The organism is Streptomyces sp. NPDC047453, from assembly GCF_040643155.1.
Lineage (GTDB): Bacteria > Actinomycetota > Actinomycetes > Streptomycetales > Streptomycetaceae > Streptomyces.
The window spans coordinates 1-19,023 of record NZ_JBEYTS010000101.1; the positions used below are offsets into that span (position 1 = coordinate 1).

Below are 19,023 nucleotides of genomic sequence, written 5' to 3' on the forward strand. Positions count from 1 at the left end.
GATCACCCCGGGTCATCCCGCCTGTCTACCGTCCCGGCCCGGCCGGGACAGCGAAACAGCCAAACCCGTGATCTCAACTCGGCACACGCCCTAGTAGGGCTTGGTCAGGTGTGTATTGGTGCTGGTATGTCGCGGTGGCAGGTCGGGCAGGTGCCGGTCCAGGCCGCGAGTAGTGTCTGTGGCTCGCGGACGATCTGGTAGAGGCTCAGGCCGACGCCGCGTCTTTTGGGGCCCGGGCCAGTCGTTGCAGGGTGCAGAAGGCATGCGCGACAGAGACGAGGGTGACGTGGTGGTGCCAGCCGCCCCAGGTTCGGCCCTCGAAGTGGGCCAGGCCCAGGGCCTGCTTCATCTCCCGGTAGTCGTGCTCGATGCGCCAGCGGAGCTTGGCGAGCCGGACCAGCGTGGTCAGAGGCATGCCGGAGGGCAGGTCGGACAGCCAGAACTGCACCGGCTCGCTCTCACCGGCAGGCCATTCGGCCAACAGCCAGCACTCCGGCAACTCCGGGCCGTCGGTCATCTGCCGGACCCCGCGTCCGGCAGGCCGGACGCGCAAGGCCACGAAGCGGGAGTACATCCGCTTGCGGCCGGAGCGGCCGGTGCCGGGCCGGGAGCCTTCCCGCCACTGCACCGGCCGAGCCGCCTTCCGTCCCGCCGCGATGACCCACTCCTTCACCGAGCGTGGTTCGTCGGGATACTTGGCCACCGGCGGGCGTCCGATCCCGGAGTACGGCTCGGCCACCGGCACCGCGCCGGCGGGCTGAGCCGACAGCGTGCTGGAGATTCCCACCACGTAATTCAGGCCGCGGACCTGCAGTCCGTGCCGGAACGCGGCAGCGTCGCCGTATCCGGCGTCCGCGATGGCCAGCGGCACCTCGATCCCCCAGGAGCGGATCTCATCGGCCATGTCCAGGGCCAGCTGCCACTTCTCCACATGCCCGACGTCGTCCGGGATCTGGCAGGCGGCACGTCGGGCGACCTTGCCCGCATCGGCCTTCGCAGAGGCGGGATCCCATGTCTGGGGCAGGAACAGTCGCCAGTTGACCGCCGCAGAAGCGTGGTCGGACGCGAGGTGAAGCGAGACGCCGACCTGGCAATTGGTGACCTTGCCGGCGGTGCCGGTGTACTGCCGCGACACACACGCCGAGGCGATCCCGTCCTTCAGGAACCCGGTGTCGTCGAAGACCAGGGCCTCCGGCCCGATCACCCCCTCCATCCGCCAGGCCAGTTTCGCCCGGATGTGGGCCGGATCCCACGGGCTGCTGGTGATGAAATGGGCCAGTGCCTGCCGGTTCCCGTCCTCACCGAGCCGCGCGGCCATCGGCTCGACCGACTTACGCTGCCCGTCGGTCAGCAGCCCCCGCAGGTAGACCTGCCCCCAACGGCGCTGGTCATTGCGCGCGAACGGCTCGAACACCTCCGCCGCGAACGCCTCCAACTCACCTCGCACCACAGCAACCTCGTCCGGAGTCACACACTCCCAACGCCACACCGGATCAGAAGGACACGCACCACCGCAGCCGACCTGACCAAGCCCTACTAGGCATGACCGGCTCCCTGTCCTGCGAGACGTTGAAAGGTTACGGCGCCCCGAGTCCTCGATGGGTCTCAGAGGCGTGCGCACGCCTCGCTCAGCACCGAGCGGAGGATCGGCTCCATCTCGTCGAACTGCTCCTGGTCGCAGATCAGCGGCGGCGCGACCTGGACGACCGGGTCGCCGCGGCCATCGGCGCGGCAGTACAGGCCCGCCTCCAGCAGCCGGCGAGACACGAAGTCGAGCATCTCCAGCTCGGTCTCGTTGTCCTTGAAGCGGCCCTTGTTCACCTTGTCCGGCACCAGCTCGATGCCGTAGAAGTAGCCCTCGCCGCGAACGTCGCCGACGATCGGCAGATCCGTCAGCTTCTCCAGGGTCATCCGGAAGGCGCCCTCGTTGGCCCGCACGTGCTCGTTGAGGCCCTCGCGCTCGAAGATGTCGAGATTGGCCAGAGCCGTCGCCGTCGCGACCGGGTGCCCGCCGAAGGTGTAGCCGTGCAGGAAGGTGTTGTCGCCCTTGCCGAAGGGCTCGAAGACCTTCTCGTTCACGATCGTGGCGCCCAGCGGTGCGTAGCCGGAGGTGATCCCCTTGGCGCAGGTGATCATGTCGGGCTCATAGCCATAGCGCTCCGCGCCGAACATGTACCCCAGACGGCCGAAGGCGCAGATCACCTCGTCGCTGATCATCAGCACGTCGTACTCGTCGCAGATCTCGCGCACGCGCTTGAAATAGCCCGGTGGCGGCGGGAAACAGCCGCCGGAGTTCTGCACCGGCTCGAGGATGACCGCCGCCACCGTGTCGGCGCCCTCGTTCTCGATCGCGACCGCGATCTGGTCGGCGGCCCAGCGGCCGAAGGCCTTGACGTCGTCGTCGTGGATCGGAGCGCGGTAGAAGTTCGTGTTCGGCACCCGGAAGGTGCTCGGCACCAGCGGCTCGTAGGGCGCCTTGATGCCGGCCAGGCCGGTGATCGACAGCGCGCCGTGGCTGGTGCCGTGGTAGGCGATCGAGCGCGAGATGATCTTGTGCTTGGTCGGGCGGCCGGTCAGCTTGAAGTATTGCTTGGCCAGCTTCCAGGCGCTCTCGACCGCCTCGCCTCCACCGGTGGTGAAGAACACCCGGTTCAGGTCGCCCGGCGCATAGCCGGCGATGCGCTCGGCCAGTTCGATGGCGCTGGGGTGCGCGAACGACCAAATCGGCATGTAGCCCAGCTGTTTGGTCTGCCGCGCCGCTGCCTCGGCGATCTCGCTACGGCCGTGGCCCACCTGGTTCGCGTACAGCCCGGCGAGCGTGTCGAGATAGCGCTTGCCCGTGGAGTCCCAGACGTACGCGCCCTCGCCCGCACCATAATCGGCACGTCCTTGGCGTCGTACGCCGACATCTTGGTGAAGTGCATCCAAAGGTGCTTGCGCGCGGCGGCCTGCATCGCGCCGTGGTCGAAGGACGCGCCACCGCTAGTTTCGAGCTGACTCATGGCTGGATGAGATCACGCGGCAAGGAGGTCGCACATGCGTCATTTGACGGACGCAGCAGCCGCCGGCCCGCTCAGGTGATCGTCGTCTGAGCGCGGATCTGTGGGGGCCTGCCCACGGCTGGTGTCCTGAGTCGGAGATTCGTCCTTGGTCTGGTGTGAGTCGTTCCGGGCCGGAGATCCCGGCGCAGCCCGCGACGCACAGCGGCACCGATCGTCCGTCGGTCGGCCGCTCAGTGGCCGCGCTCCACGCAAAGCGGCGTCAGGGCCAGGCAGTTCGGGCGAACCTCCAGATGCCCTGTCCGGGACCGGACATGTCCGGTACCTGCCACGCCTAGAGCCTTCCACTGACCTGCTCAGCGTCGTTTGAATGCCGATCAGGCCCAGGCGCACACCCAGCCTGGCGACATTGAGGAGTCAGTACTGATGAAGCCCCCCTTCCTGGCAACCCTGGCCGTCGCCTCGCTTGCGACCATGTCACTCACCTGCGCAGGTACAGCCAACGCGATCTCCCCCACCGCGACCACCGTCGCCGTGGCCGCGCCCAACGCGGCAGCCGAGTCCGCAGATATCTCGCAATTGCGCCAGGAGTTCAACGACTACCTCGCCGGCCTCGATCTCGATGCCGACACTCGAGCGGCCGCCGAGGAGGCAGGCTCATCCGACGATGCACTCGTCGCGGCCGCTGCGAAGTCCCTGACCCAGGTCAAGGCAGCGCTCACCGATGCCGGCGTCGACAACGAGTGGACCTCCGGGGCCATCAACCCCGACGACTACAAGTGCTCGACCACGGACTTCCGGGAGTGGGCCCGCGGTCAGATCGCGCAGATCGACCCTGCGTCGTGGGACTGGTATCAGAACGGCTTCCTGGGTCTGTCGCCCGACCTTCTGATCCAGTACTGGACCCTGATGAAGACGCCCACCAACCCCCAGAACACCGCTCTCGGACCCAACGGAGCGAACACCGACGAGCTCGCTCGCACGTTCACGAACCTCCAGCGGTTCTGGGACGTCGACACCAGCAACGTCGGGCTCGTCTCGCTCGATGCCAAGGTCCTCGGCCCCGACGCCTCGGCCGACCGTAAGTACGTGTACGACGGCCTCAGCAAGATCAGCCCGCTCGGCGCGCTCTTCCTTCAATGGGGCGTCGAGGGCGGTCTCAGTTCGGGCAAGCTCAACGGGTTCCCGGGCGGTGTCGAAAACCCGATGTTCTCGCTCAACGCGTTCGCGATCGACCCCGCCCATGCCGGTGACTCGCAGGCGACCCTCGAGACGCTCGGCATCACCCGGCGTGTGGCGATGGGACAGGGCATCCTCCAGATGTGGAACGAGCTCGGCCTCGGCCGGGTCGGGGGACGTGCGGTGATGGCCCACGAGTTCGGGCATCAGGTCCAGTACTCGGACAATCTCTTCGAGACCGGCATCACCGACGAGGCTGAGGCCACCCGCCGTACGGAGCTGATGGCCGATGCCCTCGGCACGTACTTCACGGTCCACAAGCGCGGCGAGTCGCTCAACAAGGCGTACACTCTGCAGGATCTCCAGACGTTCTACAACGTCGGCGACTGCAGCTTCTCCAATCCCGGGCACCACGGCACGCCCAACCAGCGCTACCGCAGCTCCGCCTGGGCTGCTGACCTCGTCAAGAGTGCCGGCGACCAAGGACACATCCTCCCGAGCCTGACGGTCGCGGACTCCTTCGAGAAGGTGCTGCCCGAGATCGTCGCTCCCGACGCGCGCTGAGGAACGGTACGTCGGCCGTCGGGTCACACCCAGCCATGTCTGGCGATCTGCAGTCCCAGCTGGAAGCGGGTATCCGCTCCGAGCAGCTCCTGCAGTCGAGTGACCCGGCGGCCCACGGTGCGTTCGGACACTCCGAGCTCCCGCGCGATCGACCGGTCGGTCAGCCCGATGCTCAGCAAGCGCACGAGATGCCGGAATTCCTTCGAGCCATCCAGCACGAGTCTCTCGTCGGCGAGCGGCATCGACAGCTGCCAGTAGGACTCGAACACGCTGCGCAGCCCCGCGACGAGCCGACGATTCCGAATGTTGGCGACGTGCACCTCCTCATCGGCATCCGAGGTGACGTTGGCGGAGACCACGTCGTCGACGATGACGAGATTGATCGGAACGCCGGGAAACACCCTCGCCTGTTCGCCGGCCGCCATGCAGGTCTCCACCACCTCGATCGCCTCGGGAGACTCGAGCAGTCGACTGTCGTACACGACCCTGACCTCGATCCCGCGTGCCAGCACCTCGAAGACACCGTCCGCCGTCGCGATCGGTCGATCGTTGCGCGGAGCCATGGTCAGCGCGTCGATCCGGGTCGTCGCGGAGCTGACGAGGTCCGCGTACTCCTGCAGCGCGATCGCACCGGTCGAGATGTCGACGCCTACGTCTGCTCGCTGAGACGCGTTCCACACATCCGTCAGCTCATCGCCGATCTCTCGGATGTGCGCTGCCAGTTGCGTGTACGACTGCGCGGCCGCCTCGAGCGGGCCACGCGGCGCCCGCGCTTCGGCCATCCCCTCGACTCGCGCGACGAGGCCCGAACGCAGCAACGGCTCGAGGACGCGATCGTCCACCTCGGCCAGCGGCAGCCGACCAGCGGTGGCCAGTCGCACATAGAGTGCGCGCGCATCGTCATCCAGGCCCAAAAGCGCCTGGTCCGCGGGCAGACTGCGCCGAGGCACATGCACCGACGCCGCTGATTCCCGAGACATGCCAACTCCAGTCGTCCCGATCCAACTTCGGCCGGTCCAGCACCGGCCGGCCAGACAGCCTATAACTGGCCCTGTTCATCAGTTTGCTGTCGACGTGGCTGGTGGCATGAGACGAGTTCTCACAGTGACAGGCGCATCTGTGGCCCACCGGCGGGGCGTCATGGCCTGCGGGCCGAGCAGGGTCCAGACAGCCCTGGATGCACAGGTCCCACAACCCTAAGGAGACGCCATCGCCGGTGACAGCGATGGGGCAACTGTTCAGCTCGGCCAGGGCAACGGCCCAGATGCTGCAGGTGTGGCCGGCGAGTGGCCGGCCACACCTGACGCCTCCGGTCAGCCCATACTTTTGGCGCCGTCCAGGGACTCGCGGATGATGTCGGCGTGGCCGGCGTGCTGAGCGGTCTCGGCGATGATGTGCATCAGCACGCGGCGGGCCGACCACTGCGCGCCGGACTCGAACCACGGAGCTTTCGGCAGCGGCCGCGTGACCCCCAGGTCGGGCAGAGTGGCAACCAGGTCGTCGGTCCGGCGGGCCACCTCAGCGTAGTCGGCCAATACACCAGTCAGCTTCTCACCGGGCAGCAGCCGGAACTCGTCGGCCCGCCGGGCCCAGTCGGCCTCGGTCATGGCCGTGAAGTCCCCCATCGCCGATGGGCCGTTCAGGATGAAGTCCACCCAGGTCCGCTCGACCGCGGTGACGTGCTTGATCAGGCCGCCCAGGCAAAGCTCGCTGGCGGTGGTCCGCAGCCCGGCCTGCTCGTCGGTGAGGTCACGTGTGGTGAAGCGCAGGAAGTGCCGGTGCTTGGCCAGCATCTCCAGCAAGTCGGCGCGCTCACCGGTGACGGCCGGGGCCCCGGCCAGGTCGCGGGTGGTCTGCTCGTTGACGGTCATGGTTTCCGCCTTCCGGTGTTTGTTCCGTCGGTCGAGGACCACACTACGAGCCATTGCGGTCAGATTCTGTCCTAAAGCATGGATGGACAGAGGGCAGATCGCAGCGACGACCAACTCTCGGCATCCGCACCGCCGCAGGCCGCCACCCTGATCGCCAACCGTCGGCCAAGGGGGCACGGCGAAGGGGCATCCAGAGGAGGTCCTGACGGGGAGTCGGTGAGCTGCCGTTGATCGTCTTGGTACGGCCGTCGACGGTTGCGTCGGAACCTGATGGTCCGCGCCAAGCCACGGTCGCACGCTGCGCCTTCGCCATCGCCGAGGAGGCCGTCACAAGTCAGGGGTTGGGGAACGTGCGCCCCTGCGGTCGCTCGGAGCAGGCCCTCCGCGTCGACACCCGCACTCGGCGGACGAGCCGGCTAGCGCGCCACGCGGTAGCGGAGGTAGACGACTCTCGAGCTGAAGGTGCGTGTCTCGACGAGTTCGAGATCCACCCGGCGCTCACGCTGGGGAAAGAACGGAATGCCACCGCCAACCAGCACTGGGTAGACCCTGGCCCGGTACTCGTCGATCTGCCCCAACGCGGCCGCCTCGGCGGCGAGAGTCGCGCCGCCGATCGCGATGTCGCCTTCCCCCGGCTCGGCTCGCAACCGCTCGATCTCCTCCGCCAGGCCGCCGGAGGCCAGGCGGGCATGGCCCTGTACCGCCGACAGCGTGGTGGAGAACACCACCTTCGGGAGCGGCTTCCAGAGCGCGGTCCACTCGAGCTTTGAGTCGTCGAGCGAGGGATCCTGGTCGGCGGTCTCCCAGTACAGCATCGTCTCGTACAGCCGTCGCCCCAACAGGTGGACGCCGACCTCTCGGATCTCGTCGATCCAGGAGCGAAAGACCTCCTCGCCGGGCGCCGTCCACTCGAAGCCGCTCGTCCGGCCCGACGATGTAGCCGTCAAGTGAGACGTTCACCGAATAGGTGACGCTGCGCATCAGAAGTCCTCCTCGGTAACGGTTCGACAGTACGACCGCCGCACGCCGCAGGACTCATCGCGACTCGCGGGATCCTCTGGGCCGAGTCACCTCATGAGATCATTTCGTTGAGCAAACCTCAGTGGTCGTTTTCCCGCGGCGCTTCGCGGTGTGCCGCACGCGACGGACGTTTCAGCGTGACGCCGCCGGCGGTCGAGGATGTCCGGAAACCGACTCGTCACGTGGACCCGGTGCTCGTACGAGCGTGCGACGACGACCTGCGGCCCCCGTCCGGCGCCGGGTCGGCCGGTCCGGGCAGCCCGCTGGGACCGGCTTCTGGGACCGGGCGTCCGAGGGCCGACTCGGTGCTCTCGCCGAGGAAGCCGCCCGACTGATGCTGCCGCAGCTTGGCGTAGGCACCGTCCGCCGCGAGCAGTTCCTCGTGGGCGCCTTGCTCGACGACGCTTCCGCGGTCGAGGACGACGAGACGGTCCATGCCGGCGACGGTGCTCAGGCGGTGGGCGACCACGAGGGCCGTATGTCCGTCCATCAACCGCCACAGTGCGTCCTGGACGAGGAGCTCACTCTCCGAGTCCAGCGCGCTGGTCGCCTCGTCGAGCAGCAGGATCGGGGCGTCGCGCAGGATGGCCCTGGCGAGGGCGACGCGCTGGCGCTGGCCGCCCGAGAGTTTGACTCCCCGCTCCCCCACCAGAGTGGCGAAGCCGTCGGGGAGTTGGTCGGCGAACTCCGTGACGTGCGCGGCCGCGGCCGCCGCGTGGATCTCCTCGTCGGTGGCGCCGGGCCGGGCGAAGGCGATGTTGTCCCGCAGGCTGCGGTGGAACATGGCGGGTTCCTGCGGGACGTAGGCAATCAGTGAGCGCAGGTCGGTCTGGCGCAGCCGGCTGATGTCCTGACCACCGATCCGGATGCGTCCGTCGTCAATGTCCGACATCCGCAGCAGGAGCCGGGTGAGCGTGGTCTTGCCACCGCCGGACCTGCCGACCAGGCCGATCCGTGCGCCGGCGGGCACGTCCAGGTCGAGTCCCTGGAAACTCGGCTTCGCACCCGTGTGGGCGAAGGTCACCGCCTCGAAGCGGATGCCTGTGTCCCTCGGTGCGAGCGGTTCGGGTTTCGTCGGGTCGCGGGTAGTTCCACAGTGACGCGGATCCCGCCGGCGGAGCGCGGAGTGAGGGCGAGTGTTCCGCCGTGTGCGTGGGTGATGGTTTTGACGATTGCCAGGCCGAGGCCGACGCCCGCGTGGTCGGTGCGTATGCGTTCGGTGCCGCGCTGGAACGGTTCGGTGAGCGTCGAGACCAGCTCTGGGGTGAGCTGCTCCCCAGTGTTTTCGACAGTGAGCACCGCAGTCTTGGGGCGGACACTGGTATTGACCCACACGGTGCCCTGCGCAGGCAGGTTGTGGACGATCGCGTTGTGCACGAGGTTCGTGGTCAACTGCAGGAGGAGCGCCTGCGATCCGATCGTGGGGGTGATGTCGCCGCAGGTCTCGATGGTGACGCCATGCTTCTCCGCGAGGGGGAGGAGTGTTTCGGTGGCTTCTTCCGCCATGAGGGACAGGTCGACGTGCTCTCGGACGAAGGACCGCTGCTCAGCGCGGCTGAGTAGGAGCAGCGCCTCGGTAAGGTCGATCGCCCGGGTGTTGACGGCGTGGAGGCGGTCGATGACTTCGCCGGTGTCGCAGTTCGGATCGGTGCGGGCCACGTCGAGAAGTGCCTTCGAGATCGCCAGCGGAGTGCGCAGTTCGTGAGAGGCGTTGGCTGCGAATCTCTGCTGTTCGGCGACGTGTGCTTCGAGCCGTGCCAGCATCGTGTCGAAGGCGTCGGCGAGTTCGCGGAACTCGTCTTTGCGGCCCGGTAGCCGGATTCGATGGGAGAGCGATCCGGTCGAGGCCAGGCGGGTGGCGCCCGTGATGCGAGTCAGCGGGCCGAGCATCCGGCCGGCGAGGATCCACCCTCCCACGGCGCTGAAGACCAGAAGGAACGCCAACACTGCGGCTGCCCTCGGGGCGAAAACGTGCAGGAGGTTGGACCGGATGGGAAAAACACCATGAGTGGAGGTGCCAGTGGAGCCGGGGACGATGAGCGCGCGCTCGGGGACGTAACGCAGGAGGAACAACCACACCGCCGCGAGCAGCAGGACGCCGGCAAGCATGAGGAACCCGGTGTAGCTGAGGGTGAGTTTGAGGCGAACGCTCAACCCAGATGCTCTATCCACGCTCGCCTCCCTTGTGACCGGCCTCTGGGTGCGTGTCGATGCGGTAACCGACGCCTGGCACGGTGGCGATGATCCAGGGTTCTCCGAGACGCTTGCGCAGTGCCGAGACGGTGATGCGTACGGCGTTGGTGAACGGGTCGGCGTTCTCGTCCCACGCGCGTTCCAGGAGTTCTTCGGCGCTGACGACACCGCCGTCGGCGGCGACGAGGACTTCGAGCACTGCGAACTGCTTCCTGGTCAGCGCAACGTAGCGGCCGCCCCGGTAGACCTCTCTACGGAACGGGTCAAGGCGCAGACCTGCGATCTCTCGCACGGGAGGCCTGCTGTGGGCGCGCCTGCGGTCAAGTGCTCTGAGCCTGAGCGCGAGCTCTTGCAGTTCGAACGGCTTGGTGAGGTAGTCGTCGGCGCCGAGTCCGAACCCGGAGGCCTTGTCGTCCAGACGGTCGGCCGCGGTGAGCATGAGGATCGGCATGCCGCTGCCGGAGGCGACGATGCGTGTGGCGATCTCGTCACCGGACGGTCCGGGGATGTCGCGGTCGAGGACAGCGATGTCGTAGGCGTTGACGCCCAGCAGTTCCAGAGCGGTGTCGCCGTCACCTGCGATGTCGGCCGCGATCGCTTCCAGGCGCAGGCCATCGCGGATGGCTTCTGCCAGAAAGGGTTCGTCCTCGACGATCAACACGCGCATGCGCTCGATGCTACGAGCCGGCGCATATCGTCGGCGTATCGAAAATCCCCTACGTGCCGACAACACCACGCTGCCTTGACTGGCGGAATGAACCACACCCGCCGACCCCGCCCAGGACCCGAGGACGCGGCAGTGACCGGCAGTGAGCGCGGACAGACGATGACGCAGCTGGACACGGCGGTGACCGGACAGGACGGCGCCAACCGCCGGGATACCGCCGCCGGGACCTGGCGCGCGGGCATCCGCCAGGCGATCCGCATCGCCTCGCGGCCGGACCCTTGGAAGCGCGGCCCGGTGGTCGCGGCGCTGGCGCTGCTGCTCGGCCTGGTCATGCTGCTGCACGCGCAGATCACGGACCGCGGGGGCCTCGGCAGCCTGGTGGAGACCTTCCTGCCGTGGTTCGGCCTGTTCATCCCGGTGCTGCTGGCCGGGGCGCTGTGGCGCCGCTCCGTCCCCGCGGTGGCTGCGCTGCTGCTGCCGGTCACGGTGTGGCTGAGCCTCTTCGGCGGGCTGCTCGGCGACAAGTCCCACCCGGGCAGCGACCTCACCGTGGCCAGCCACAACGTCGGCGCCGACAACCCCGACCCGGCCGGCACCGCGCGCGACCTGGCCGCCTCCGGGGCGGACCTGCTGGCCCTGGAGGAGATCGCCCCGCAGGCGAAGCCGCTGTACGAGAAGGAGTTGGCGAAGGTGTACCCGTACCACACGGTGCAGGGCACGGTCGGGCTGTGGAGCAGGCTGCCGCTGTCGGACACCCAGCCGGTCGACATCAAGATGGACTACGGGCCGCTGGCGGACACCAAGCCGGTCGAGGTCAAGATGGCCTACACCCGGGCGCTGCGCACCACGGTGGCCACGGACCACGGGCCGCTGACGGTGTATGTGGCCCACCTGGGGTCCGTACGGCTGTTGCCCAGGAATGGCTTTTGGACGGCCTCACGGGACAGAGGCGCACAGGCACTCGGCGAGGCCATCGCCGCCGATCCGAGTGAGCGGGTGGTGCTGCTCGGTGACCTGAACGGCACCGTGGACGACCGCTCGTTCGCCGACATCACCTCGCAGCTACACTCGGTCCAGGACGCGGCCGGGGACGGCTTCGGCTTCAGCTGGCCGACGAAGTTCCCGGTGGCGCGGATCGACCAGATCCTGGTCCGCGGCGTGCAGCCGGAGAGCTCGTGGGTGCTGCCGGCCACCGGCAGCGACCACCTGCCGGTGGCGGCCGGAATCAGCTGGTGAACAGCGTGTCACGCCTCCAGATCCGCCGTACCTGAGAGGCTCTGCCCGTCAACGTCGCCCACACATCAGCCAACGCCCCCCAATAGGTCACTGACCTGCGACAACTCCAGTTTTAGTTCAGTCAACACACCCCGTACCTTCGCAACGCTCTGGTGCACGATCGTGCGTTCGTCCTCGCTCAGGGTGCAGTCCGGCAGACCGGAGACGGTGCGGTTGGCGGCCGCGACGCAGGCGTGGCAGGAGGTGACCAGGTCCAGGAACTCCACCGTCCGGTCGATGTGACGGACGGCCGGGGCCATGGGGCTGGTACGGTCGGCATCCTCATCCTCGCGGGCCTGCCGGCTGCGTTCGTTCTGGGCCTGGTTGACCTGGAAGCGGGCGGCATCGTCGGCCATCGCCTTGAACGCGACGTCCGGGCGGCGCAGCAGACCCGTGACCGCCGTGGTCGCCACCGACTCATCCCGGGTGAGCTCCTCCACCACCCGGACCTTCTCCTGTTCCGACACCTTCGCTGCGACCGTCGGCCGCCTCAGGAAGTCCGAGGTCACCGCCGCGGCGACCTCTTCGGCCCGGGCCAGCGAGTGGATGGCGGTGATCTTCTCCTCCGGCGAGACGGGGTTCGCGACCTGACGTCCGACCCTCCGCCTGGCATCGTCGACCGTCCACCGGCTCTTGCCCACGGGCAAGGTCTTGATCGCGGCGAACCGCTCTACCTCGTCAGGAATGCTGCCCAGGACCCGGTGAACGGTGAAGGACACCCCCGCTCGACGATATTTCTTCGGCCACCGCGCCGCTGTCCAGCGGACGTTCACCACCGTACTGTGGCAGAGGCCGATGTCCTCCGCGAGCCGGGCCAGGGTCTGGCGGACGCTGAACAGGTCCCGGCCGGGCGGGGCCGCCCCGTCGTCGGGCAGACGCATCGGCTCGATCTCCAGCGCACGGTCACCGATGGTGAACTGCCCCTGCGCCTGCTGTTCGAGTACCTGACGGAGCTCGGTCACAATCTCGTCATAACGGAACCGGCTGACAGCTCCGACCCTCTCGGACTCCTCGGACACGGTTTTCACCCCCCAAGCGCGGGCCGGGCACGGCATTTCAAGCCGTGACAGGACGGGGCCCGCTTCCATCATCCAGAGTCAGACCGAAACTCCAAAGAATGGAGTAAATGACCACAATTGGCCAATTCATGATCGAAGTTGGATTCCAGGCATGTTCAGCCAGTGGTCATTGTGAATGTTTGGTGCACAATTCCTTCCGGCGTCTCCAGGCCCCGACCACACATCACACCGGCTACCGCTCCCCCATCCTTTGTCAGCCGGACAGCGTCTTGTGCAGGGCGTCGAGGCCATCGCGATAGATCCCGGTGAACAGGTCGACCACCTCGTCATCGCTGACGCCGACGGGGGCGAAGCGCCCGGACCACTGCACCTCGGCGAGGTCCTCGTGGCCGGGAACCGCGTGGACCCGGATGGTGGAGACGTAACCGGTAACGGGGAAGGGTGCTTCGACAACGGCGTAGCTGTAGTGGCGTTCGGTCTCGTTGAAGTCCACCAGGCGCTCGACGATGACCTCGCCGTCGGGGTTCTTCAACTGACGGACCCGGCCTCCTTCGAGCGTGGTGCTCTCAAGGATGTACGGGAGCCAGTCGGGCAGGGTGTCGAAGCCGCCGACGAGGCTCCACACCTTCTGGGGCGAGGCCGGCACTACCCGGCTGACCGAGGTCGATGCCATGGTCGTTCTCCTGATTCTGGGGTGGGGGGTTGGGACGGTCAGGCGCCGTTGGGGAGCAGGGCAGCGGGGTTGACCAAGCCGCTGGCACGCAGGTCGTGCCAGAACGCGGCCGGGACGGTCTCGTTCAGGGCAGCGACGTCCTCGGCGATGCGGCTGGGCCGGGTGGCGCCGGGGGCGGCGGCGGCGGCCACGGGGTGGGCGAGGGAGAACTGCAGGGCGGCTGCCTTGATGCCGACGCCGTGCTTCTCGGCGAGGGCCTTGAGCTTGCCGACGCGCTCGATGATCTCCGGCGGTGCCTGCTGGTACTCGAAGTGGGCGCCGCCGGCGAGGATGCCGGAACTGTAGGGGCCGCCGACGACCATGCCGACGTTCTGCTCTTGGGCCATGGGCAGCAGCCGCTGCAGGGCGTGCTCGTGGTCGAGGAGGGTGTAGCGGCCGGCGAGAAGGAAGCCGTCGGGCTGGGGCTCGTCCAGGGCCAGGGTCAGCTCGATCGGCTCGGTGCGGTTGACACCCAGGCCCCAGGCCTTGATGACGCCCCCGTCGCGCAGCCGCGACAGCACCCGGAAGGCTCCGGTGCGGGCCTCTTCGAACTTCTGAAGCCACAGGTCGCCGTGGAAGTCCTGGGAGACGTCGTGGACCCAGACGATGTCGAGCCGGTCGACGCCCAGGCGCTTGAGACTGTCCTCGATGGAGCGCTCGGTGGCCTCGGCGGTCCACTCGTGGAGCATCTTGTTGGGGTTGCCGTGCTCGAAGATCCCGCCCTTCTCGCCGAGTTCGCGGACGGCGGTCTCCGGCTCGTCGAGGATGACGCGGCCGACCTTGGTGGACAGCACGTAGGAGTCGCGGGGCTTGACCGAGAGCACCTTGCCCAGGCGCTCCTCGGCGAGGCCGGCTCCGTAGAAGGGGGCGGTGTCGTAGTAGCGGATGCCCTGGTCCCAGGCAGCCTCCACGGTGGCGAGGGCCTCCTCGTCGGGGATCGCGCGGAACATGTTGCCGAGCGGGGCGGTGCCGAAGCCGAGACGGCCGGGGAGGATTTCCTTGAGGGACATGATGATGCCTTCTCGATCGATGTCCCCGCGTCGGAGACATCCCTGACGCAGGGAACGAGGCATGAGGCGGCTCTGCCGGCGGAGCCGTGGCACTGGGTGCCACAGCGGCACCCCGCCAGAGCCGGAGGCGTAGCTCAGACCGCCGCCGGGCGATCCAGCAGATTCGGGTACAGGCGGACGCCGGGGCCCACGAGAAAAGCGGCCTTCCCTGCTACCAGCCTCGCTGCGGTACGCACGGCCTCGCAAGTTGGGCTGACCGGGACCAATATGAGGTCAACGGCCGTTTTCACCCTGAGGTGTCGCGGGCATCATTCCTTCAGAGTTCCATCTCAGCTACGCCGGCGTGGCGCAGGGCCCGCTGTGCGGTGCGGATGACGCGGCGGGTGGTGATGGCGGCGATCTACGGCCGTCTGGTGGAGGCGCGGAGCAAGGAGTAGGCCCACGCCGAGACCGGCGGTGCCAGGCCGGACATGTCCAGGATGCAGGCAGTGGAAGTGAGCAGCCTGGGAGGTGAGCCATGCACCGTCGCGAGGTATTCGATCAGGCGGCCGGGATACGCGCCGGTGGTCGTCTGTGGCCGGACGAATTGCTGGTGGCCGGAGTGCGGGTGGATGCCCTGGGCCGCATCGCTTACTGGGATGCGGGGGCTGAGGCCCTGCTCGGTTACCCGGCGGAGGAGGTGCTGGGCAGCCGGGGGGAGCGGCTCGTCCCGGCGGAGGGCCGTCCCGGCGCCCGGTCGCTGCTGGAGCGGCTCACCCTGGGCCGTGCAGCGACGAGGCCGTGCAGGGTGCGGCACCGGGACGGGCACCTGGTGGACCTCGCAGTGTGCGCCCACCGGGTCCCTGAACCGCCCGGCGCCGACGGTCACGTGCTCGCATTCCTCGTGGACGTTTCCGCAGCGCTGGAGATGCGGGTGTCCCGCGCCATCATGGAAGGCCTGTGCGTCCAGTCGCCGGTCGGGCTGTCCGCCCTCGACAGCGAGCTGCGCTTTCTGCGGGTCAACAGCGCCCTGCAAGCGATCAACGGCGTGCCCGAGGCCGAGCACCTCGGCCGGCGGGTATCCGACCTGCTGCCCGATATAGACACCGCTGAGGTGGAGACTGTGATGCAGCGGGTGCTGGACACCGGCGAGCCCGTGGTCCACCTCCGCGTGACGGGCCGCACCCCGGCGGCCCCGCATAAGGACCGGGTGTGGTCCTGCTCCTACTTCCGCCTGGAAGACACCCGGGGACGTCCGTTCGGCGTCGGCGCCTCGGTGATCGACGTCACCGCACAGGACCGGGCCGAGCACGCGGCCGCGGAGAGCCACCGGCGGCTCGACCTGCTCAACGAGGCCGGCACCCGCATCGGCACCATCCTGGACATGCGGCAGACCGCGCAGGAACTGGCCGACGTGGCGCTGCGCGGACTCGCCGACATCGCCACCGTGGACCTGTTGGCGGCGGTCGCCGACGACGCCGCGGAGCCCGGCAGCGACCTGACCGACGGCATCGCGGTACGGCGGCTCGGCAAGTCCGCGGCCCCGGGCTCGCCGGCAGCCGAGGTCCTCGCCCCGCTGGGCGCGACCCTGCACTTCCCGCTGGACGCACCGTATGTGCAGGCCATAGCACGTCGGGACCCGTTCGTGGTCGTGGAGGTGGACGAGCGAGCCATCGGCGCCTCCTCCTGCCACACCGACGTCGTCCGGCGGCTTCGCGAGCTGGGGGTGCACTCGCTGCTGATGGTCCCGCTGCTCGCCCGCGGCAGGGTGCTGGGGGCGGCCGGCTTCTTCCGGTCGTTCCCCTCCCAGCCCTTCTCGCCCGACGACGTGACGCTCGCCCGCGACATGGCCTCCCGCGCGGCGGTCTTCCTCGACAACGCCCGCCTGTACACCCGCGAGCACGACACCGCCGTGACGCTGCAACGCACTCTGCTGCCGCACCGGCTGACGCCCCCGCCCGGAATCGAGGTCGCCCACTGCTACCGGCCTGCGAGCGACGTCAACGAGGTCGGCGGTGACTGGTACGACGTCGTGGAGATGCCCGGCGGACGGGCCGCCCTGGTGGTCGGGGACGTTATGGGGCACGGCATCGAGGCCGCTGCCGCCATGGGTCAGCTGCGCAGCACCATGCGCGCGCTCACCCGCCTGGCGCTGCCCCCGGAACAGCTGCTGCGGCAACTCGACACCAGCCTGCTCGACACCAGTCCGACGGACCTTCCTGACGCACTCCTGGCCACCTGCATCTACGCGGTCTGCGACCCGGCGGCCAGCCGCTGCTCGATCACCCGGGCAGGCCATCCCCCACCTGCCGTCGTCCACCCCGACGGCACCGCCGAACTGCTGGAACTGCCCGCCGGCGCGCCGCTGGGAGTCGACGGCACCGACTTCGTACCGACCGAGCTGCTGCTGCCCCCGGGCAGCATTCTCACCCTCTACACCGACGGCCTCGTCGAGACCCGCTACGCGGACCTCGACGAGCGCCTGACCCAGCTTTGCGACGTACTGACCGCCAACTCCACGCTGCCGCTGGACGCCCTCAGCCGAACCGTAATGAACCAAATCGCCCCCCACCCCGACGACGACGTCGCCCTCCTACTCGCCCGGATCAACCGCCCGGAGCCGTAGGGTCAGCCGGGCTGCCGCTGGGGGACGGCAGCCCGAGATGGACGTCCAGCTCACCTCGGTTCTAGCGCAGGCCCACGCCAGTAGTGTTTCGTCGGGTTCCAGCTAGAAGACTGCTGAAGATCTTGTCGTGGGCTGTCCGGCCGTAGGCCGGGCGGCCCTTCTTGCTTATGCGGTGGCCGGAGTGAGGTGCCAGCTGCCGTTGGACCTGGTGAGTCCGAGGTTGATCAGTCGGCGGAGGTTGAGGGCGGCGGCGCGGTGGTGGATCCAGAGGTTGTTGGCGATGACGCCGCGGTAGGGGACCCGGCGGTTTCCCTTGGCGACCAACCAGGCGATGGCGCGTTCGACTGGGGGCCGCCATCTGCGGTATTCGTCCTGCCAGACGGGGTCGGTGGCAGCCTGGCGGCGGGCTGCGGTGAGCAGTTCGTGCTTGGGGTGGACGTTGAGGGTGCGCCCGGTCTTGGAGGTAGTGCAGCGTCCGCGCAGGGGGCAGTCGGTGCACACGCGCTTGAACTGGGCGGTGCGAGCGCCGTCCGCTTTGACCTGTCCGAGGTTGGCGGTGTGTCCGGCCGGGCAAGTCGCGGTGCCCGCCGCCGAGTCGACGCGGAAGTCGTCGATGGTGAAGCCGCCGGGGATGGCCTGCCGCAGCGGTGGCGGTTTGATCACCAGGGTGTGGCCCTCGGCCTGCAGGTGCGCGCGCAGGTCGCCGGTGCCGTATGCGGAATCGCCGAGCACGGTTAACTCCTGGCCCTTGTCCTCGTCGGCCAGCAGATCGCAGGCGACAGCGGCCTCGTGGTTGTCGGGGCCGTAGCCGCTGGTGAGGGCAACCGCGGTGAACAGCCCGGTCTCCGGCTCGAAGGACGCATGCCCTTTGAAGCCGTCCTGGTGGCGGGTTCGGTTTTTGTGGATGTGCCGCGCGTCCGCATCCACGGTGGACACGGTCCGGTCCGTCACCGTGCGCTTGGCGATGCGCCAGCGGCCGTCGCGCCCGTCGGAGTCCTCGGCCGGCTCCACGTCCTGGCCCGCGACCAGGGCCAACAGGCCCACTGCGTTCGCCGCCCTCTCGCCCAGTTCCTGTTCGGGCAGGTGCCCGAGCAGGTTGAGGGCGTCGGTGACCAGCGCGTCGACCAGCGCGGCGCGGGCGGCCTCGTCGTCCCAGGCGATCCTCGGCTTGCCGGGGTCGGTGTAGTCATGCGCCGTGCACCACTGCTCCGCGGTCTCCTCCGCGCCGGGGACCTCGCGGATCACCCGTCGGACGGCGGAGATGATCTGGGTGACGGTGTCCTGGGTGGCCACCGCGTCATCGAGGACGGTGGAGTCCAGTGCCCGCCGCTGCTTGCCCTTCAGCACGCCGGTCGCGGCCACGACCTCTTTGACCTTGGTGAAGATCCGCGTCGGGTCGGCCGAGTGACGCAGCCGGCGCCGGAAGTACGTCAGCAGCGACGGGTCGAAAGCGGTGTCGTACAGGCCGAGCCCGCAGGCGGCCTTCCACCGCAGGTCACACCGCAACTCCTGGACTGTCTCGAAGTCCGACAGCCCGTGCAGGCTCTGCAGCACCACGGTCGCGGCCAGGACCTGCGGCGGCAGACTCGGACGGCCGTTGGACGAGGGGTACATGTCGGTGAACATCCCTGGCGGGAACAGCCCCTCGCGATGCTCGGCGAGGAACGCGAACACACTCCCTGCCGGGATCAACTCCCGGCAGGTCTCCCACACATCCGGCCCAACCAGCTCCCCGGCCCATTCCCCCTGCATACCTACAAGACTGGCCCCGACTCCACCGAGCCGGGGCCAGAACCCGAGATTTTCAGCAGTCTTCTAGTAGGACTCCGTTAGGTTGCTCTGGTTCTTGGGTTTGGGCTGGTGGTGGACGTTCTGGGCAGCGGGCGGTGGCAGGTGGTGCAGGTGCCGG

The 19,023-nt window shown here is 68.4% G+C and carries 12 protein-coding genes and 3 pseudogenes; 3 read left to right on the top strand and 12 right to left on the bottom strand.

Translation table 11 applies throughout. The annotated features are described in order from the left end of the window. Window positions 1-205: 205 nt before the first annotated feature. Complete coding sequence (locus ABZ818_RS39060; protein ID WP_361425980.1) at window positions 206-1,471, bottom strand: IS701 family transposase; 1,266 nt, start codon at window positions 1,469-1,471, stop codon at window positions 206-208. Window positions 1,472-1,605: 134 nt separating this feature from the next. Continuing rightward, window positions 1,606-2,954 (bottom strand): annotated as a pseudogene (locus ABZ818_RS39065) (aspartate aminotransferase family protein). 471 nt (window positions 2,955-3,425) lie between these two features. Here ABZ818_RS39065 and ABZ818_RS39070 point away from each other — a divergent pair. Beyond that, on the top strand, window positions 3,426-4,742 hold the full coding sequence (locus ABZ818_RS39070; protein ID WP_361425983.1) for a hypothetical protein: 1,317 nt from the start codon (window positions 3,426-3,428) through the stop codon (window positions 4,740-4,742). A 23-nt stretch (window positions 4,743-4,765) separates the two neighbouring features. Here the strand turns inward: ABZ818_RS39070 and ABZ818_RS39075 are convergent, their stop codons facing one another. From ABZ818_RS39075 to vanR-Sc, 6 genes and pseudogenes are all read right to left on the bottom strand, one after another. Then, the gene (locus tag ABZ818_RS39075) at window positions 4,766-5,722 is read right to left on the bottom strand and encodes a helix-turn-helix domain-containing protein (protein ID WP_361425986.1); all 957 of its coding nucleotides are present in this window, start codon (window positions 5,720-5,722) and stop codon (window positions 4,766-4,768) included. Between the two features lie 333 nt (window positions 5,723-6,055). Next, a complete protein-coding gene (locus tag ABZ818_RS39080; RefSeq protein ID WP_361425989.1) occupies window positions 6,056-6,613 on the bottom strand; it encodes a DinB family protein in 558 nt (185 codons plus the stop codon). Between the two features lie 416 nt (window positions 6,614-7,029). After that, window positions 7,030-7,594 (bottom strand): annotated as a pseudogene (locus ABZ818_RS39085) (dihydrofolate reductase family protein). Window positions 7,595-7,811: 217 nt separating this feature from the next. Then, a pseudogene (locus ABZ818_RS39090) lies at window positions 7,812-8,714 on the bottom strand (ATP-binding cassette domain-containing protein); the annotation flags it as partial. Next, window positions 8,654-9,787: a HAMP domain-containing sensor histidine kinase gene (locus ABZ818_RS39095; RefSeq protein WP_361425992.1), complete on the bottom strand. Its 1,134-nt coding sequence runs from the start codon at window positions 9,785-9,787 to the stop codon at window positions 8,654-8,656. The gene ABZ818_RS39095 and the pseudogene ABZ818_RS39090, both read right to left, overlap by 61 nt. A gap of 10 nt (window positions 9,788-9,797) precedes the next feature. Then, window positions 9,798-10,493, bottom strand: coding sequence for a VanSc-type vancomycin resistance response regulator transcription factor VanR (vanR-Sc, locus tag ABZ818_RS39100; protein WP_361425995.1), 696 nt, complete (start codon window positions 10,491-10,493; stop codon window positions 9,798-9,800). A 159-nt stretch (window positions 10,494-10,652) separates the two neighbouring features. Here vanR-Sc and ABZ818_RS39105 point away from each other — a divergent pair, with 159 nt between their 5' ends. Then, window positions 10,653-11,729: an endonuclease/exonuclease/phosphatase family protein gene (locus ABZ818_RS39105; protein WP_361425998.1), complete on the top strand. Its 1,077-nt coding sequence runs from the start codon at window positions 10,653-10,655 to the stop codon at window positions 11,727-11,729. Window positions 11,730-11,794: 65 nt separating this feature from the next. On the opposite strand, the gene ABZ818_RS39110 is transcribed toward ABZ818_RS39105, so the two are convergent. From ABZ818_RS39110 to ABZ818_RS39120, 3 genes are all read right to left on the bottom strand, one after another. Continuing rightward, complete coding sequence (locus ABZ818_RS39110) at window positions 11,795-12,787, bottom strand: DUF6192 family protein (protein WP_361426013.1); 993 nt, start codon at window positions 12,785-12,787, stop codon at window positions 11,795-11,797. A 253-nt stretch (window positions 12,788-13,040) separates the two neighbouring features. Then, on the bottom strand, window positions 13,041-13,460 hold the full coding sequence (locus ABZ818_RS39115; RefSeq protein ID WP_361426001.1) for an SRPBCC family protein: 420 nt from the start codon (window positions 13,458-13,460) through the stop codon (window positions 13,041-13,043). A 38-nt stretch (window positions 13,461-13,498) separates the two neighbouring features. Beyond that, the gene (locus ABZ818_RS39120; RefSeq protein WP_361426004.1) at window positions 13,499-14,509 is read right to left on the bottom strand and encodes an aldo/keto reductase; all 1,011 of its coding nucleotides are present in this window, start codon (window positions 14,507-14,509) and stop codon (window positions 13,499-13,501) included. A gap of 517 nt (window positions 14,510-15,026) precedes the next feature. Here ABZ818_RS39120 and ABZ818_RS39125 point away from each other — a divergent pair. Next, on the top strand, window positions 15,027-17,114 hold the full coding sequence (locus ABZ818_RS39125) for a SpoIIE family protein phosphatase (protein ID WP_361426007.1): 2,088 nt from the start codon (window positions 15,027-15,029) through the stop codon (window positions 17,112-17,114). A 165-nt stretch (window positions 17,115-17,279) separates the two neighbouring features. On the opposite strand, the gene ABZ818_RS39130 is transcribed toward ABZ818_RS39125, so the two are convergent. Further along, window positions 17,280-18,866 carry an IS1182 family transposase gene (locus ABZ818_RS39130; protein ID WP_361426010.1) on the bottom strand — a complete coding sequence of 529 codons (1,587 nt, stop codon included), beginning with the start codon at window positions 18,864-18,866 and terminating at the stop codon, window positions 17,280-17,282. Window positions 18,867-19,023 lie beyond the last annotated feature (157 nt).

Excerpts from the sequence above, each read along its gene's own strand:
- ABZ818_RS39070 (WP_361425983.1), top strand. The coding sequence starts at position 3,426 with ATGAAGCCCCCCTTCCTGGCAACCCTGGCCGTCGCCTCGCTTGCGACC.
- ABZ818_RS39075 (WP_361425986.1), bottom strand. The coding sequence starts at position 5,722 with ATGTCTCGGGAATCAGCGGCGTCGGTGCATGTGCCTCGGCGCAGTCTG.
- ABZ818_RS39080 (WP_361425989.1), bottom strand. The coding sequence starts at position 6,613 with ATGACCGTCAACGAGCAGACCACCCGCGACCTGGCCGGGGCCCCGGCC.
- vanR-Sc (WP_361425995.1), bottom strand. The coding sequence starts at position 10,493 with ATGCGCGTGTTGATCGTCGAGGACGAACCCTTTCTGGCAGAAGCCATC.
- ABZ818_RS39105 (WP_361425998.1), top strand. The coding sequence starts at position 10,653 with ATGACGCAGCTGGACACGGCGGTGACCGGACAGGACGGCGCCAACCGC.
- ABZ818_RS39115 (WP_361426001.1), bottom strand. The coding sequence starts at position 13,460 with ATGGCATCGACCTCGGTCAGCCGGGTAGTGCCGGCCTCGCCCCAGAAG.
- ABZ818_RS39120 (WP_361426004.1), bottom strand. The coding sequence starts at position 14,509 with ATGTCCCTCAAGGAAATCCTCCCCGGCCGTCTCGGCTTCGGCACCGCC.
- ABZ818_RS39125 (WP_361426007.1), top strand. The coding sequence starts at position 15,027 with ATGCACCGTCGCGAGGTATTCGATCAGGCGGCCGGGATACGCGCCGGT.
- ABZ818_RS39130 (WP_361426010.1), bottom strand. The coding sequence starts at position 18,866 with ATGCAGGGGGAATGGGCCGGGGAGCTGGTTGGGCCGGATGTGTGGGAG.